We start from the raw sequence: 14,503 nt of genomic DNA on the forward strand, positions 1-14,503 counted from the left end.
GTCAACCGAACCGGCGTTCATGCGTCGCAGGCGGCGTTTTTTTCGACGCCTGGGAATTGTTCATCGCGGCGATCGCTTCCTCGAAGCCGGTCAGCCGGTCGACGACGTAAAGCGGCCGCCGTTTCACCTCGGCATGAATGCCGCCAACATAAAGGCCGATGACGCCGGTCATCAGCAGATTGATGCCCGACAGGAAGGAAATGATCACCACCGTCGATGTCCAGCCATGGACGACGCCGCTGACAAAAAGCCAGGAAAACACCGCGTAGAGGCCGAGCAGGGCGGCGAGGCCGGAAATGGCCAGACCCGCCCACAGCGCCAGCCGCAGCGGCTTGTCGGAAAAGCTGACGATGCCGTGCACGGCCAGCCGCACCATCTTCCAGAACGGATATTTGGTTTCGCCTGCCGCCCGCATCGGCCTCTCGAATGGCACAGCGGTCTGCTTGAAGCCCATCCAGCCGAACATGCCGCGCACGAAGCGATCACGCTCGGGCATGCGTTTGAAGGTTTCCAGCGCCTTGCGCCCGATCAGCCGGAAATCTCCGACATCGCGCGGGATATCGACGGAGGTCATCTTCTCGATCAGCCGGTAGAAGATACTGGCGCTGACCCGCTTGAACCAGGTTTCGCCCTCACGCCGGATGCGCCGCGCATAGACGATCTCATAGCCTTCTTTCCACTTGGCGATGAGATCGAGCACCACCTCCGGCGGATCCTGCAGGTCGGCATCCATGACGATGACGGCCTCGCCCGCGGCGGCATCCATGCCGGCCGTGATGGCGATCTGGTGGCCGAAATTGCGCGACAGCTCGATCAGCCTGTAGCGGTCATCCTCAGCTACCATGCCGCGCAGGAAGATGACGCTGGTGTCGCGGCTGCCGTCGTCGACGAAAATTGCTTCGGCACGACCGTCCAGCGCGTCCAGCAGCATGCCGATGCGCCGCACCAGCAGCGGCAGCACCGCTTCCTCGTTGAAGATCGGAATGACCAGGGAATAGACCGTGGCCTGGCGGCCCACGGCATCGCTCGCATTGATCACCGCTTGCTCCCGGCCCGCTGGAATTGCAGCAAAAACTAGCCGGGATTGCCTAAGGTGCCGTTAACCCAGTGGTCACAGTTTCCTGAGTGCCACTTCCTCGACTAGGTGATTGGCGCCCTTGCGCAGGATGAGGTCGGCGCGCGCCCGCGTCGGCACGATGTTCTCGCGCAGGTTTTTCAGGTTGATGTTGGCCCACAATCCTTCCGCAATGGCGCGCGCGGCGTCTTCGGAAAGCTGCGAATAGCGATGGAAAAAGGAGTCCGGATTGCGGAAGGCGGTCTCGCGCAACCGCATGAAACGGGCGATGTACCAGTGATGAATCAGCTTTTCGTCGGCATCGATATAGATGGCGAAATCGAAGAAATCGGACAGGAACGGAACTATCTTGCCGTCCTTCGGCAATTTGCCGGGCTGCAGCACATTGATGCCTTCGAAGATCAATATGTCGGGCCGGTCGATGGTGACGAACTCGCCGGGAATGACGTCATAGGTCAAATGCGAATAGACCGGCGCGCGGACATTTCGCTGCGCCGACTTGATGCCCGAGAGGAAGCGCAGCAGCGCGCCGACATCGTAGCTGTCGGGAAAGCCCTTGCGTTCCATCAGATTGTCGCGCCGCAGAACCTCGTTGGGCAGCAGGAAGCCGTCGGTGGTGATGAGGTCGACCTTGGGGCTCGACGGCCAGCGCGCCAGAAGCTCCTTCAGCACGCGCGCCGTGGTCGACTTGCCGACCGCGACCGAACCGGCAATGCCGATGATGAACGGCGTCTTGACCACATCCAGCGCGTTGAAAAAGGCCTGGCGTTGCCGAAACAGCAGCTGGCTGGCCTCGACATGGGCCGACAGCAGCCGCGACAGCGACAGATAGATGCGCTTGACCTCTTCCAGGTCGACCGGGTCGTTGAGCGAGCGCAGACGGTTGATCTCGTCTTCGCTCAGCGTCATCGGCGTGTCGGCGCGGAAGTTCGACCATTGCTCGGCCGAGAAGAAACGATAGGGGGAATATTTCTCGGTCGGAGCGAGCTGGTCCATCGAGTTTCCTGCCCTCCTAGAGCATGATGCCGAAAAGTGTGAAGCGGTTTTCGGACGACATCATGCTCCTTCTTTAATTTTAGAGACGGATTCAGATTTCAGGCCTTGGCCTGAAATCATCCGGCTCTAGCGGTCAACCCTTCGACCGCGAAGCCTTTTCGGCGACGCCCGAGCGGCCGGTACGGCTCTCGAGCTCGCGCAGTACGTCGTCCAGCGGAACCTCCGCAATGCCGAGCACGACAAGCCAATGATATATAAGATCGGCACTTTCGGAAACGAGGGCTTTTTTGTCGCCTTTGATGGCGGCAATGACGGTCTCGACCGCTTCCTCGCCAAGCTTCTGCGCGGCCTTGTCCATGCCCTTGGCAAACAGTTTCGCCGTCCACGAGTCCGGGTCGCCGGACCGGGCGCGTTGGGCGATGATTGTCTCCAGCTCGGAGAGCGAGAATTCAGCCATGGCGAGGTAGCAAGCCTTTCTTAGCCGGAAACGCTCTAGGGCCGATCGACGGACGAGTCCAGCCGCATCGGCAGGCCGGCCTTGGCCATATGCGCCTTGGCTTCGGCAATCGTGTAGGTGCCGAAATGGAAGATCGACGCCGCGAGCACCGCACCGGCATGGCCGTCGCGGATGCCCTCGACCAGATGATCGAGCGTGCCGACGCCGCCCGACGCGATCACCGGCGCGCGCACCGCATCCGCAATCGCGCGGGTCAGCGCAATGTCGTAGCCCGCCTTGGTGCCGTCACGGTCCATCGAGGTCAATAGGATCTCGCCGGCGCCACGATCGACCATTTTTCGCGCAAACTCGACCGCATCGATGCCGGTCTTTTCGCGGCCGCCATGGGTGAAGATCTCCCAGCGGTCGCTCTCGCCCGCGGCGGAAACCTTCTTGGCGTCGATGGCCACGACGATGCACTGATTGCCGAATTTGTCCGCTGCCTCGGCGACAAAATCCGGGTTCTTCACCGCCGCCGTGTTGATCGACACCTTGTCGGCGCCGGCCAGCAGCAGTTTTCTGATATCGGCGACTTGCCGCACGCCGCCGCCGACCGTCAGCGGCATGAAGCACTGTTCGGCGGTGCGGGCGACGACGTCGAAGATGGTTTCCCGGTTGTCGGACGACGCGGTGATGTCGAGAAAGCAGAGCTCGTCGGCGCCGGCCGCGTCATAGGCTTTTGCCGCCTCGACCGGGTCGCCGGCATCGACCAGATCGACGAAATTGACGCCCTTGACGACGCGGCCGTTCTTGACATCGAGGCAAGGGATGACGCGAGCCTTCAGCATCAACTCTCCTCCATCGTCGCCAGCAACTCGCTGAGCAGTTCGCCGACCAGCGGCGGAACCTCGGCCTGCGCGTCGAAGGCCGGATCGTAGGCCGAGATGGTGATGCCGGCGATCGGCAGCAGACCGGCGATGCCGCAGACCGCCTGGCGCAGCTGTTTCGGCTCCGGGCCGCCCGGCGTGGTGTAGCGGTTGGCCTGCAGCGCCTCGGGATCGTGCACGTCGAGGTCGAGATGCAGGTGCACCCGCTTTGCGTCCGGCGCCTTTAGTCTGCCACAGGCCGTTGCCCAGTCGGGGCATTCAGCGCGGATCACCGGCAGCGTCTTCAACAGCTCCTGTTCGGCGGGGTCGAGGTCGCGCGCATTGACCAGCACGCAGCGGGCCGGGTCGATCGGTTTGAAGCCGGGGATAGCCGAGGCCATCGGCTTCCAGCACAGGCCCAGGACCGTCGCCAGCGCCATGCCGTCGAGAAAGCCGTAGACGGAGGTTTCGGGCGTGTTGAGGTCACCATGCTGGTCGGCCCAGATGATCGCATCGGCATCTTCGCCGGCGACCGCACCGGCCGATGTCAGGCAGTTGCCGGCGAGCACGATCGGAAAGCGGCCGCGGTCCAGGGCGATGCGGACCTCGCCGCAGACGGCATTGCAGACCGCAAAGCCGGTTGCGATCTCGCGCTCCTGCTCGTCGCCAACCCTGCCGATATCCGTAACGACGACGTCATGCCCGGCCAGCGTCAGCGCATCGACGAGCCCGCCGGCGACGATCGCGTCCGGTCCCTGGCCCATGCCGCCGTGATAGTGGCCGCTGTCATAGGAGGCGAGGATGATGGAGATTTTCACGTGCGGGTCTCCATTGCCTTGCCCTGCAGCACCGCCAGCGCCTCGGCCGGATCGATGCGCCCGTCATAGAGCGCGCGGCCGGAGATCGCGCCTTCGAGTTTTTTCGCGTCGGGCATGGTCATACGCACAATGTCGGCGATCGAGGCCAGTCCGCCCGAGGCGATGACCGGGATCGACACCGCGTCGGCGAGGTCGATCGTGGCATCCCAGTTGATGCCGGTCAAAACACCGTCGCGGTCGATGTCGGTGTAGATGATGGCGGCAACGCCCGCGCCTTCGAATTTCTGCGCCAGTTCGATGACGCCGAGGCTGGAGGCCTCGGCCCAGCCTTCCACCGCCACCTTGCCACCCTTGGCGTCGATGCCGACGGCAATCTTGCCCGGGAATTCCTTGCAGGCCTGCTTTACCAGGTCGGGGTCGCGCACCGCCACTGTGCCGAGAATGACGCGCGCCAGCCCGCGATCGAGCCAATCCTCGATCTGCGCCAGCGTGCGGATGCCGCCGCCAAGCTGCACCGGGTTCTTCGTCGCCTTGAGAATGGCGCCGACCGCCGCGCTGTTGACGCTCTGGCCCTTGAAGGCGCCGTTGAGGTCGACGACGTGCAACCACTCAAACCCTTGGTCCTCGAAGGCCCTGGCCTGGGCCGCAGGGTCATCATTGTAGATCGTCGCGGTCGCCATATCGCCGTGCTTCAACCGCACGCATTTGCCGTCCTTGAGATCGATGGCGGGAAACAGGATCACGGTCAGGCACCCTCGACGATGACGAAATGGCCGGTCGAGGCGGCGAGCCTGTATTTCGAAGCCTCCTGGTACTCCGGCGAGTGATAGCAGGCCACGGCCACATCGTAGGATTCGAACTCGACCACGACATGACGGTTGCCGGTCAACGTTTCCGGATTTTCATAACGCCCGGCCCGCACGATGAACTTCGCGCCATATTTGGCGAAGGCTTTGGCGTTGGCTTCGATGTACTGTTTGTAGATCTCGGGATCGCGGACATCGACCAGCGCGATCCAGTAGCCCTTCTTGCTCATCAGGGTCTCCAGCGCAGGAAATTGGTGATCAGCGCCAGGCCGAGCGCCTGGCTTTTTTCGGGATGGAACTGCGTGCCAACGAGGTTGCCGCGGGCGACCGCAGCCGTTACCGGGCCGCCATAGTCTGTAACGGCCAGCACCTCGTCCGGCTTTGTCGCGTCAAGATGATAGGAATGGACGAAATAAGCGTGCAGGCCCTTCGGCCCGGTCGCAATGCCGGAAAACAGCGGGTGCTTGCGGTTGAGATCGATCGTGTTCCAGCCGATCTGGGGGATTTTCAGCGCCGGATCGGTCGGCGCGATCTCCTTGACGTCGCCGGCAATCCAGCCGAAGCCGTTGGTCACGGTCTTTTCCAGGCCGCGCTGCGACATCAGCTGCATGCCGACGCAGATGCCGAGAAACGGCCGCGCCTTGGCGATCGCCACCTCCTCCACCGCTTCCCACATGCCGGCCACGCCGCGCAGGCCTGCCGCGCAGTCGGCATAGGCGCCGACGCCGGGCAGCACGATGCGGTCGGCGCTGCGCACCCGTTCGGCATCGGCGGTGAGTTCTATGGCAGCGGCAATCCCGGCTTCATGCGCGGCGCGCTCGAAGGCCTTGGTGGCCGAGCGCAGATTGCCCGACCCGTAATCGATGATTGCTACCCGCATGTCAGCCTTTTCCCGGCGTGTGGGTCAGCCCGAGCGTCAGGCCGGTCTGCGCCGGCCGGGCGAGACTGGCGTCCGGCACGATGCGTGGCAGCGGCGCCTGTTCCTCCGCCTGCGCCTCCGCGTCCAGCGCCTGGCGGATGTCGGCACCGTCAGGATTGTCGGCTTCGACGACGCCCCATTCATGCCAGCCGCGGCGGCGCAGGGCCGCGATCCGCAACCCTTGTCCTTCCAGGCCGATATAGAGCGAGACCAGCAGCGACAGCGCCGAGCCTGCCCAATCCAGTCCCAGCCTTTGGCCGAGCAGCGAGATGAGGCCCATGGCGACGAAGGCGAGCGCGGCCTCGATCCACAGCCGGTGCCAGGCGAGCCAAAGCGGCGCAAGCAGGAAAGCCAGCCAGGAAAACCCGTCGCGGACAAAAATGGTTGCGTCGCCCGCCTCGGTGCGGCCTGGCGGTTCCATCACGACATAGATGGCCATCAGCCTACCCTTTCAGAGATCCCTTGGTGGAGGGAACCGCGTCCGGCTGGCGCGGGTCGCGCTCCAGTGCTGCACGCAGGGCGCGCGCCACCGCCTTGAAGCAGGTCTCGGCGATGTGATGGTTGTTGGCGCCATAATGGTTGGTGACATGCAGCGTGATGCCGGCATTCTGCGCCAGCGCCTGGAAGAATTCGCGCACCAGTTCGGTGTCGAACGTGCCGATCTTCGGCGACGAGAAGGCGACGTTCCAGACCAGGAACGGCCGGCCCGACACGTCGATCGCCGCGCGCGTCAGCGTCTCGTCCATGGCGAGATCAATCGAGGCATAGCGCATGATGCCGCGCCGTTCGCCCAGCGCCTTGGCCAGCGCCTGGCCGATTGCAATGCCGGTGTCCTCGACCGTGTGATGGTCATCAATATGCAGGTCGCCCTTGGCCTTGACCGTGATGTCGATCAGCGAATGGCGCGACAGCTGGTCGAGCATATGGTCGAAGAAGCCGACGCCCGTCGACATGTCGGAGATACCGGTGCCGTCGACATGGACCGAGACCGCGATCTCGGTTTCCTTGGTCTTGCGGCTGACTTCGGCGGATCGGGACGCCATGACCTTGTCCTTGTCTTTGGGCAAACGACTGGGGGCAAAACGGAAAGACAACGCCTCCAAGCGCTCATTTGCTTGAAAACGAAAGCCTTCTAGCAGCATGATCCGGCGATTGCCAGTTGCGATGCGGATCGCTATCGCCGGTAGCGGAGGCGGTTTGCAATCACCTGCCCCATGCATACATATGGCCGATCGAAATCCCGCGCCAATCGCCTTATCGGGATCGCGCGAATCGGAGCTATAAATGTCGAATGAACTGACCATGCATGCCACGACCATCGTGACGGTGCGCAAGGGCAACAAGGTGGTGATCGCCGGCGACGGCCAGGTCAGCCTTGGCCAGACCATCATGAAGGGCAACGCCAAAAAGGTGCGCCGCATAGGCAAGGGCGGCAATGTCATTGCCGGTTTCGCCGGCGCCACGGCGGATGCCTTCACCTTGCTGGAGCGGCTGGAAGCCAAGCTCGAACAATATCCCGACCAGCTGACGCGCGCCTGCGTCGAGCTCGCCAAGGACTGGCGCACCGACCGCTATCTGCGCCGGCTGGAAGCGATGATGCTGGTGGCCGACAAGTCGGTCTCGCTGGCGCTGACCGGCACCGGTGACGTGCTGGAGCCTGAATTCGGCGTCATGGCCATCGGCTCCGGCGGCAATTATGCACTCGCCGCTGCCCGTGCGCTGATGGATAGCGACAAGGATGCCGAGGAGATCGCCCGCAAGGCGATGCAGATCGCATCCGACATCTGCGTCTACACCAACAACAATTTCGTCATCGAAACGCTCGATGCCGCCTGAGCCGCCGGTGCTCTACGATTTTCGGCCGGTTGTGGAAAAAGACCTGCCGATGATCGCCGGCTGGCTGGCCGAGCCGCATGTCGCCGAGTGGTGGGACGATCCGGAGACGGAAATCGCCGGGATCCGCGATCACATCGCCTCGATTTCCGTCGAGCCGCTGATCGTCGAACTCGACGGCAAGCCGATCGCCTATCTGCAGAGCTACGACCCGCATCTGGAGGACGGTCATCCCTATGCCGACCAGCCTTTCGGCACGCTCGGCATCGACCTGTCGATCGGCATGCCGGACCTTGTCGGCAAAGGTCATGGCTCGGCCATCGTCAGGCAGTTCGTGGAACAACTGTTCGAGGAAGGCGCGCCGCGCGTCATCATCGATCCGCATCCCGACAATGGCCGCGCCATCCGCGCCTATGAAAAGGCGGGCTTCAGGGCTATCGATCGCAGGCACTCGGAATATGGGGACGTCGTGCTGATGGCAATCGATGCCGAAGAGGGCGATGCCGAAGAGATCGACGCGCAAGAGGGGGAATAACCTGATGACGACACCGAGCGTGGACAAAAAATACTTGGCCTATGAAGACAGCTGGCGGATGGGGCTTCTCCTCGTGCTCGCTCTGCTCATCTTCCAGGCGGGCGCGCTTTACGGCATGGGCCGCACGCCGATCTGCACCTGCGGCTACGTCAAACTCTGGCACGGGGTGGTGAACAGTTCGGAGAATTCCCAGCACATTTCCGACTGGTACAGCTTCTCGCATATCATCCACGGCTTCCTGTTCTACGCCTTGGCCTGGTTCCTGTTTCCGCGCTCGCCGATCGGTCTGCGCCTGGCTTTTGCGGTCGTCATCGAGGGCGGCTGGGAGCTCCTGGAAAACAGCCCGTTCATCATCGAACGCTACCGTGCCGGCACCATTTCGCTGGATTACTATGGCGACTCGATCATCAATTCGGTGTCCGACACACTGGCCATGGTGCTGGGATTTGTGATGGCGCGAAAGCTACCTATATCAGTCGTCGTCGGCCTCGCCCTCATCTTCGAACTGGGTGTCGGCTACCTCATCCGGGACAATCTGACGCTCAACGTGATCATGCTGCTGCATCCGTTCGAGTCCATCAAGCAGTGGCAAAGTGGAATTTGAGTGATATGACCACCTTCTCTCCCCGCGAAATCGTTTCGGAACTCGACCGCTTCATCATCGGCCAGAAGGACGCCAAGCGCGCCGTGGCCATCGCCTTGCGCAACCGCTGGCGCCGCCAGCAGCTGGAAGGCCAGATGCGCGAAGAGGTGATGCCGAAGAACATCCTGATGATCGGCCCGACCGGCGTCGGCAAGACCGAGATATCGCGCCGCCTGGCGCGGCTCGCCGGTGCGCCTTTCGTCAAGGTCGAGGCCACCAAGTTCACCGAGGTCGGTTATGTCGGCCGCGATGTCGAGCAGATCATCCGCGACCTCGTCGAGATCGCCATCGGCCTGGTACGCGAAAAGATGCGCGAGGACGTCAAGGCGCGTGCCCACATCAACGCCGAGGAACGCGTGCTGGAAGCCCTCGTCGGCAAGACGGCGAGCCCGGCCACGCGCGACAGCTTCCGCAAGAAGCTGCGCGACGGCGAGCTCGACGACAAGGAGATCGAGGTTGAGGTGGCCGACACCGGCAACGGCGGCATGCCCGGCTTCGAGATCCCCGGCATGCCCGGCGGCAATATCGGCGTACTCAACATCAACGACATGCTGTCGAAGGCGATGGGCGGCAAGAAGACCAAGAGCCGCAAGACCACGGTCAAGGAATCCTATGCGCTGTTGATCAGCGACGAATCCGACAAGCTGCTCGACCAGGACGAGGTGGTGCGCAGGGCGCTCGAATCGACCGAAAACGACGGCATCGTCTTCCTCGACGAGATCGACAAGATCGCCTCGCGCGAGGGGGGCATCGGTGCCGGCGTCTCGCGCGAGGGCGTGCAGCGCGACCTGCTGCCGCTGGTTGAGGGCACGACGGTGGCGACCAAATACGGACCGGTGAAGACCGACCACATCCTGTTCATCGCCTCGGGTGCGTTCCACGTTGCCAAGCCGTCCGACCTTTTGCCGGAGCTGCAGGGCCGCCTGCCTATCCGCGTCGAACTGCGCGCGCTCGAGAAGGACGATTTCGTCCGCATCCTCACCGAGACGGAAGCCAGCCTTATCAAGCAGTATATCGCGCTGATGAAGACCGAGGGGGTCGACCTGACCTTCACCGACGATGCCATCGATTCGCTCGCCGGCATCGCCGTCGACCTCAATGCCAGCGTCGAAAACATCGGCGCAAGGCGGCTGCAGACGGTCATGGAGCGCGTGCTGGACGAGATCTCCTACGATGCGCCGGACCGCAACGGCACCAGCGTCACCATCGACGCCGCCTATGTGGAAAAGCATGTCGGCGACCTCTCCAGAAACACAGATTTGTCGCGATTCATCCTTTAAACGAGGGCGCCGGATCAGTCCGGCGCCGGTAGAGCGCCGCGCGTCCTTCGGGCGCGCAAAGGTCGCTCTAACAGTATTGAATCGACGCATCGGACTTTCCAAAAATCGGTTCCGATTTTTGGGCCGATGCTTCGGCACCAATTTCCGGCAAACAGCATGATGTGTGGCCGGATGGTACCATGCGGCCACCTTTCGTCTTGCCGTGTGACGGGGCGCTCTCGACTCAACCGGGAGCACTACCCTAGTTTGCGCGGCAATTCTTTAGGCGGCGGCGCATGAAAAAACTGATCTTGATCATTCTCGGTTTGACGCTGGCGGCGACGCTGTTTGCCGCCGACGCGGCAACATTGGTGCCGGCGGGCAACCGCAACGCCGTGCAGCCCGACATACCCGGCGCTTCCAGTCGCCGCACCCAGGCCACCAACACCACCTTCCAGGCCAAATACCGCAAGGTCTACGCCCTGCTGCAGACTGACGCCGAACTGCGCGCCAAGATCAAGAAGGCGGCCGCCGCTTACGGCATCAACCCCTTGCACATCGTCGGCGCCATCGTCGGCGAGCACACCTACAATGTCGACGCCTACGACCGGCTGCAGACCTATTATGTCAAGGCGATATCCTACCTCTCCAGCAAGCTGTCCTTCGCCTATGACGGCGAAGACATCACCGATTTCGTGCAGCGGCCGGAATTCAAGAAATGCACGATGTCCGACAGCTACGATCTGTGGGAATGCCGTGAGCAGGTGTGGAACCACTCTTTCCGCGGCAAGACCGTCGGCGGGACAAGCTTTCCCAACGACCGCTTCGGCGCCACCTTCTTCCAGCCCTATTATGCCGGCCAGACCTTTGGCCTCGGCCAACTCAACCCGCTGACCGCGCTGCAGATGAGCGATCTCGTGCACAAGGTTTCGGGACTGCCGGAGCTCGATGTCGGCGATCCGAATGGGGTCTACAAGACCATCATGGATCCGGACCTGACGCTGCCCTATGTCGCGGCGACGATCAAAAAGTCGATCGACGCCTATAAAAGCATTGCCGGCTTCGACATTTCGGGCAATCCGGGGCTCACCGCCACGCTCTACAATGTCGGCAACCCCGAGCAGCGCGCCTATGCGCTGAAGGCCGAAAACGACAAGCGCCGCGCCGCCGGCGAGCCGGTTAAGCTGCCCGAGGAAAATTACTACGGCTGGCTGGTCAACGACAAGCTGGACGAGCTGAAGGCGCTGTTTTAGGGCACGATTAAGTTCGGATTGAGCGGACACCACCTCATTTTCAGGCGTTTGTGCTGCCCCTCATCTGCCTGCCGGCATCTTCTCCCCGTGAGAAGGGGGCTGTCGCAATCCCCGCCGCCTTTTCTGCGACGTTTAAGATTGGCGAAAGCATCGGCGCAGGCCTCTTTCTCCCCGTCACTATACGGGGAGAAATGCCCGGCAGGGCAATGAGGGGCGGCGCAGGTCTCAATGATTGGCGGAGAGACTCACGCCGCCAGCAGCGACTTCAGCTTCACATCCTGCGATCCCAGCGCTTCCGGCGCCGGCTTTGCCCGCTTGGCGATCAGCATCTCGGCCAGCCTGATGTCGCGCGCCACGGCGTTGCCGGGGCCGATGCCGCTTGCCGCCACCAGCCTGCCGTCCCCGGCCAGATGGAACAGGATGAAGGCGCCGTGGTCGAGGTCGCGGCGCACGGTGCTTTTGCCCTCGTCGGAAAGCCCGGCGATCTGCAGGCTGAGCCCGTACTGATCCGACCAGAACCACGGCACCGCCGCATGCGCCTCGCCGGCGCCCAGCATGTTCCTCGCTGCCAGCGCGCCCTGTTCCTGCGCGTTGCGCCAGGCCTCCAGCCGCACACGGCGGCCAGCATAGACAGCGAGCGGAAACGAACAACAGTCGCCGGCGGCAAAGATGTCCGGGTCACCAGTGCGCAGCATGGCGTCGACGGCGATGCCATTGTCGATGGTCAGACCCGCTTCGACGGCAAGCCCGGTGACCGGCACGGCGCCGATGCCGATGACGGCCAGATCGGCAACGATCTCTTGTCCGTCGGCGTGCGCAATGCACACCTCGGTGCCGTCATCGGCGATGGAGATGATGCCCTGACCGGTGAGGATTTTCACGCCCTCGGCTTCATGCGCTTGATGGACAATCTGGGCGATTTCGGCCGGCACACCGCGCATCAGGATGCGCGGCTGCGCCTCGATGACGGTGACCGCAGCCCCGAGCTTGCGCGCCGAGGCCGCGAGTTCAAGACCGATGAAGCCACCGCCGATGATGGCGACGCGGTTGCCTGCACTCAGATGCTGGCGAATAGCGAGTGCGTCGGTAAATGTGCGAAGGTAGACGCAGCGCGCACCCAACCCCGGCATAGGCAGCTTGCGCGGTGTCGAACCGGTCGCCAGCAGCAGTTTGTCGTAGGCGAGCACCGAACTGTCCGACAGCCGCACCATATGCGCCGCGCGGTCGATAGCCACGGCTTGCACGGAATGGATATGGCGGATGGACCGTTCCGCCAGAAGTTCGTCACTGGCGATCGCCCGGATTTCAGGCGCATCGCTGACCATTGCGTCTTTCGACAAAGGAGGCCGCTCATAGGGCAGATGCGGTTCGTCACCGACCAGCGTCACCGGGCCGTCATAGCCGAGCTCGCGCAGCGTCAGCGCTGCCCGCCCGCCACATTCGCCGGCGCCGATGATGACCATCCCCGCTTGCATCGCCATCATCCGATCTGGATCAGCACTTTGCCGGCCTCGACCTTGACCGGATAAGTCGCGAGGTTGACGCAGACCGGCGCGCCGCGCGCAGCGCCCGTCTTGTAATTGAAGCGGCCATTGTGCTTGGGGCATTCGATGATGTCGTCCATCACCAGCCCATCGGCCAGATGCACCTTCTCATGCGTGCACAGGCCATCGGTGGCGAAATAATCATCGTCCGGGCTGCGATAGATGGCGAAGGTACGCCCGCCATGGTCGAAGCGCATCACGTCTTCTTCGTCGATATCGCCTGCGGCGCAGGCCTCGACCCAGTCGCTCATTTATTTCTCCCCAAATCGGATCGTCATTCCGCCGCGGCGGCGACGGCATCGTTGTGGAATTCCTCGCGGTATGGCCTGGCCGTCGGCGGCAATTCGCGCTTGACGAAATAGTCCTCGTTGCGCAGTTGGCGCAGGAAGGCCGGGATCATCTCGCGATAGCCAGCCAGGATCGACGGCGTCGGCGCCGGCAGATCGTGCTTGATCAGCGCATGCAGCCTGGGCAGCGCGTGATAGGGCACCATCGGGAACATGTGGTGCTCGACATGGTAATTCATGTTCCAGTAGATGAAGCGGCTGACCGGGTTCATGTAGACAGTGCGGCTGTTGAGCCGGTGGTCGGTGACGTTGTCGGCAAGACCGCCATGCTGCAGCAGCCCGACCATGACGTGATGCCAGGCGCCGTAGAGCCTGGGCAAGCCGACCAGCATCAGCGGCAGGAATGAGCCGAAATACAGTGCCAGCGCAATCGTGACGGCATAGATCGCCGTCCAGATGCGGGCGATGCGGATCGCCCTCGGCTGCTCCTGCTCGGGTATGAAGGTCTTTTCGGCCGGGCTGATATTGCCGGCGGCGTTGCGAACCATGTCACTCATCGCGTGCCAGGCGTCGAGCACGCCGACGAAGCCGAGGGCAGCACGCGCCAGATCCGGTGGTCGCATGACCGAGATTTCCGGATCGCGCCCGACGATGATGGTGTCGGTGTGGTGGCGGGTGTGACTCCAGCGCCAGGTCACCGGATTGCGCATGATCATGAAGCTGGCGATCTGGTAGACCGCGTCGTTCATCCACTGCGTGCGGAAGGCGGTGCCGTGGCCGCATTCGTGCCAGCGCGAATCGGTCGAAGAGCCGTAGAGCACGCCATAGACGAAGAAGAACGGCACGCACCACCAGCTGCCCCAGAACCAGACGCCGCCGGCGGCACTCAGGATCAGCGCGGCGAGCCAGATCGCGGTATCGCGGATCGCCGGCCCGTCGGAGCGCTGCATCAGCTCCTTCATCTGCTTGCGCGGAATGTCGGTGTGATACCACTCGGCCGCCGAGAGTCCGGTCTCGACGGCGAGTTGAGCGTCGCGGCCAATCAGGCTGTAGTCCCGCCGGGACGGTGTTGCGGTCATGATTGCCTCCCACGGCAACGGCGCTCGCTCCAGCGAATGCCAGCCTGGCTTCGAGCGTGAAAATAACGCCGACGCATGATAGACTCAACATCACAAAGATAGTTTCTATCATTTTCTATCAGGATGATGTAGAAGCTTCGGACGAACCCGACGA

General features: G+C 62.9%; 18 protein-coding genes. 5 read left to right on the forward strand and 13 right to left on the reverse strand.

What is annotated here, in order from left to right:
• Position 1: 1 nt before the first annotated feature.
• The 10 genes from FJV77_RS21910 to hisB form a co-directional block, all read right to left on the reverse strand.
• Positions 2 to 1,039 carry a glycosyltransferase family 2 protein gene (locus FJV77_RS21910; RefSeq protein ID WP_246691333.1) on the reverse strand — a complete coding sequence of 346 codons (1,038 nt, stop codon included), beginning with the start codon at positions 1,037 to 1,039 and terminating at the stop codon, positions 2 to 4.
• Between the two features lie 72 nt (positions 1,040 to 1,111).
• Complete coding sequence (gene coaA / locus FJV77_RS21915; protein ID WP_142868700.1) at positions 1,112 to 2,071, reverse strand: type I pantothenate kinase; 960 nt, start codon at positions 2,069 to 2,071, stop codon at positions 1,112 to 1,114.
• A 133-nt stretch (positions 2,072 to 2,204) separates the two neighbouring features.
• Positions 2,205 to 2,528 (reverse strand): phosphoribosyl-ATP diphosphatase, encoded by a 324-nt coding sequence (locus FJV77_RS21920; RefSeq protein ID WP_142868701.1) that lies wholly within the window; start codon positions 2,526 to 2,528, stop codon positions 2,205 to 2,207.
• Positions 2,529 to 2,563: 35 nt separating this feature from the next.
• Positions 2,564 to 3,358, reverse strand: a complete 795-nt coding sequence (gene hisF / locus FJV77_RS21925; protein WP_185970392.1) for an imidazole glycerol phosphate synthase subunit HisF — start codon at positions 3,356 to 3,358, stop codon at positions 2,564 to 2,566.
• Positions 3,355 to 4,191, reverse strand: coding sequence for an arginase family protein (locus FJV77_RS21930; protein WP_142868703.1), 837 nt, complete (start codon positions 4,189 to 4,191; stop codon positions 3,355 to 3,357). The genes hisF and FJV77_RS21930 overlap by 4 nt, the downstream gene beginning before the upstream one ends.
• Positions 4,188 to 4,934: a 1-(5-phosphoribosyl)-5-[(5-phosphoribosylamino)methylideneamino]imidazole-4-carboxamide isomerase gene (hisA, locus tag FJV77_RS21935; protein ID WP_142868704.1), complete on the reverse strand. Its 747-nt coding sequence runs from the start codon at positions 4,932 to 4,934 to the stop codon at positions 4,188 to 4,190. The genes FJV77_RS21930 and hisA overlap by 4 nt, the downstream gene beginning before the upstream one ends.
• A gap of 2 nt (positions 4,935 to 4,936) precedes the next feature.
• Positions 4,937 to 5,227 (reverse strand): DUF1330 domain-containing protein, encoded by a 291-nt coding sequence (locus FJV77_RS21940; RefSeq protein WP_142868705.1) that lies wholly within the window; start codon positions 5,225 to 5,227, stop codon positions 4,937 to 4,939.
• Positions 5,227 to 5,877, reverse strand: coding sequence for an imidazole glycerol phosphate synthase subunit HisH (gene hisH, locus FJV77_RS21945; protein WP_142868706.1), 651 nt, complete (start codon positions 5,875 to 5,877; stop codon positions 5,227 to 5,229). The genes FJV77_RS21940 and hisH overlap by 1 nt, the downstream gene beginning before the upstream one ends.
• A gap of 1 nt (position 5,878) precedes the next feature.
• Positions 5,879 to 6,355 carry a DUF2628 domain-containing protein gene (locus FJV77_RS21950; RefSeq protein ID WP_142868707.1) on the reverse strand — a complete coding sequence of 159 codons (477 nt, stop codon included), beginning with the start codon at positions 6,353 to 6,355 and terminating at the stop codon, positions 5,879 to 5,881.
• Positions 6,356 to 6,359: 4 nt separating this feature from the next.
• Positions 6,360 to 6,959, reverse strand: coding sequence for an imidazoleglycerol-phosphate dehydratase HisB (hisB, locus tag FJV77_RS21955; RefSeq protein ID WP_142868708.1), 600 nt, complete (start codon positions 6,957 to 6,959; stop codon positions 6,360 to 6,362).
• A gap of 241 nt (positions 6,960 to 7,200) precedes the next feature.
• Between hisB and hslV the strand changes: the two genes are divergently transcribed.
• The 5 genes from hslV to FJV77_RS21980 all read left to right on the forward strand — a co-directional run bounded on the left by hslV (position 7,201) and on the right by FJV77_RS21980 (position 11,439).
• Positions 7,201 to 7,752 (forward strand): ATP-dependent protease subunit HslV, encoded by a 552-nt coding sequence (hslV, locus tag FJV77_RS21960; protein ID WP_128302721.1) that lies wholly within the window; start codon positions 7,201 to 7,203, stop codon positions 7,750 to 7,752.
• The gene (locus tag FJV77_RS21965; protein ID WP_142868709.1) at positions 7,742 to 8,284 is read left to right on the forward strand and encodes a GNAT family N-acetyltransferase; all 543 of its coding nucleotides are present in this window, start codon (positions 7,742 to 7,744) and stop codon (positions 8,282 to 8,284) included. Before hslV ends, FJV77_RS21965 begins: the two co-directional genes overlap by 11 nt.
• Positions 8,285 to 8,288: 4 nt before the next feature.
• Positions 8,289 to 8,888, forward strand: coding sequence for a DUF2585 domain-containing protein (locus tag FJV77_RS21970; protein WP_142868710.1), 600 nt, complete (start codon positions 8,289 to 8,291; stop codon positions 8,886 to 8,888).
• 5 nt (positions 8,889 to 8,893) lie between these two features.
• A complete protein-coding gene (gene hslU / locus FJV77_RS21975; protein ID WP_142868711.1) occupies positions 8,894 to 10,207 on the forward strand; it encodes an ATP-dependent protease ATPase subunit HslU in 1,314 nt (437 codons plus the stop codon).
• A gap of 275 nt (positions 10,208 to 10,482) precedes the next feature.
• Complete coding sequence (locus FJV77_RS21980; protein WP_142868712.1) at positions 10,483 to 11,439, forward strand: DUF1402 family protein; 957 nt, start codon at positions 10,483 to 10,485, stop codon at positions 11,437 to 11,439.
• A gap of 245 nt (positions 11,440 to 11,684) precedes the next feature.
• Here the strand turns inward: FJV77_RS21980 and FJV77_RS21985 are convergent, their stop codons facing one another.
• From FJV77_RS21985 to FJV77_RS21995, 3 genes are read right to left on the reverse strand one after another with little or no spacing between them, the layout of a single operon-like run.
• A complete protein-coding gene (locus FJV77_RS21985; protein ID WP_185970393.1) occupies positions 11,685 to 12,920 on the reverse strand; it encodes an FAD-dependent oxidoreductase in 1,236 nt (411 codons plus the stop codon).
• Entirely contained in the window at positions 12,920 to 13,234 is a 315-nt protein-coding gene (locus FJV77_RS21990; RefSeq protein ID WP_023744927.1) for a MocE family 2Fe-2S type ferredoxin, read from the reverse strand. Before FJV77_RS21990 ends, FJV77_RS21985 begins: the two co-directional genes overlap by 1 nt.
• A 23-nt stretch (positions 13,235 to 13,257) precedes the next feature.
• Positions 13,258 to 14,349 carry a fatty acid desaturase family protein gene (locus FJV77_RS21995; protein ID WP_142868714.1) on the reverse strand — a complete coding sequence of 364 codons (1,092 nt, stop codon included), beginning with the start codon at positions 14,347 to 14,349 and terminating at the stop codon, positions 13,258 to 13,260.
• Between the last annotated feature and the right edge of the window lie 154 nt (positions 14,350 to 14,503).

Origin of the sequence: Mesorhizobium sp. WSM4306 (assembly GCF_007003975.1) — a bacterium.
Classification (GTDB): domain Bacteria; phylum Pseudomonadota; class Alphaproteobacteria; order Rhizobiales; family Rhizobiaceae; genus Mesorhizobium.

Coding starts and splice junctions, on each gene's coding strand:
- coaA (WP_142868700.1), bottom strand. CDS start 2,071: ATGGACCAGCTCGCTCCGACCGAGAAATATTCCCCCTATCGTTTCTTC.
- FJV77_RS21920 (WP_142868701.1), bottom strand. CDS start 2,528: ATGGCTGAATTCTCGCTCTCCGAGCTGGAGACAATCATCGCCCAACGC.
- FJV77_RS21940 (WP_142868705.1), bottom strand. CDS start 5,227: ATGAGCAAGAAGGGCTACTGGATCGCGCTGGTCGATGTCCGCGATCCC.
- hisH (WP_142868706.1), bottom strand. CDS start 5,877: ATGCGGGTAGCAATCATCGATTACGGGTCGGGCAATCTGCGCTCGGCC.
- FJV77_RS21950 (WP_142868707.1), bottom strand. CDS start 6,355: ATGGCCATCTATGTCGTGATGGAACCGCCAGGCCGCACCGAGGCGGGC.
- hisB (WP_142868708.1), bottom strand. CDS start 6,959: ATGGCGTCCCGATCCGCCGAAGTCAGCCGCAAGACCAAGGAAACCGAG.
- hslV (WP_128302721.1), top strand. CDS start 7,201: ATGTCGAATGAACTGACCATGCATGCCACGACCATCGTGACGGTGCGC.
- FJV77_RS21965 (WP_142868709.1), top strand. CDS start 7,742: ATGCCGCCTGAGCCGCCGGTGCTCTACGATTTTCGGCCGGTTGTGGAA.
- FJV77_RS21970 (WP_142868710.1), top strand. CDS start 8,289: ATGACGACACCGAGCGTGGACAAAAAATACTTGGCCTATGAAGACAGC.
- hslU (WP_142868711.1), top strand. CDS start 8,894: ATGACCACCTTCTCTCCCCGCGAAATCGTTTCGGAACTCGACCGCTTC.
- FJV77_RS21980 (WP_142868712.1), top strand. CDS start 10,483: ATGAAAAAACTGATCTTGATCATTCTCGGTTTGACGCTGGCGGCGACG.
- FJV77_RS21985 (WP_185970393.1), bottom strand. CDS start 12,920: ATGGCGATGCAAGCGGGGATGGTCATCATCGGCGCCGGCGAATGTGGC.
- FJV77_RS21990 (WP_023744927.1), bottom strand. CDS start 13,234: ATGAGCGACTGGGTCGAGGCCTGCGCCGCAGGCGATATCGACGAAGAA.
- FJV77_RS21995 (WP_142868714.1), bottom strand. CDS start 14,349: ATGACCGCAACACCGTCCCGGCGGGACTACAGCCTGATTGGCCGCGAC.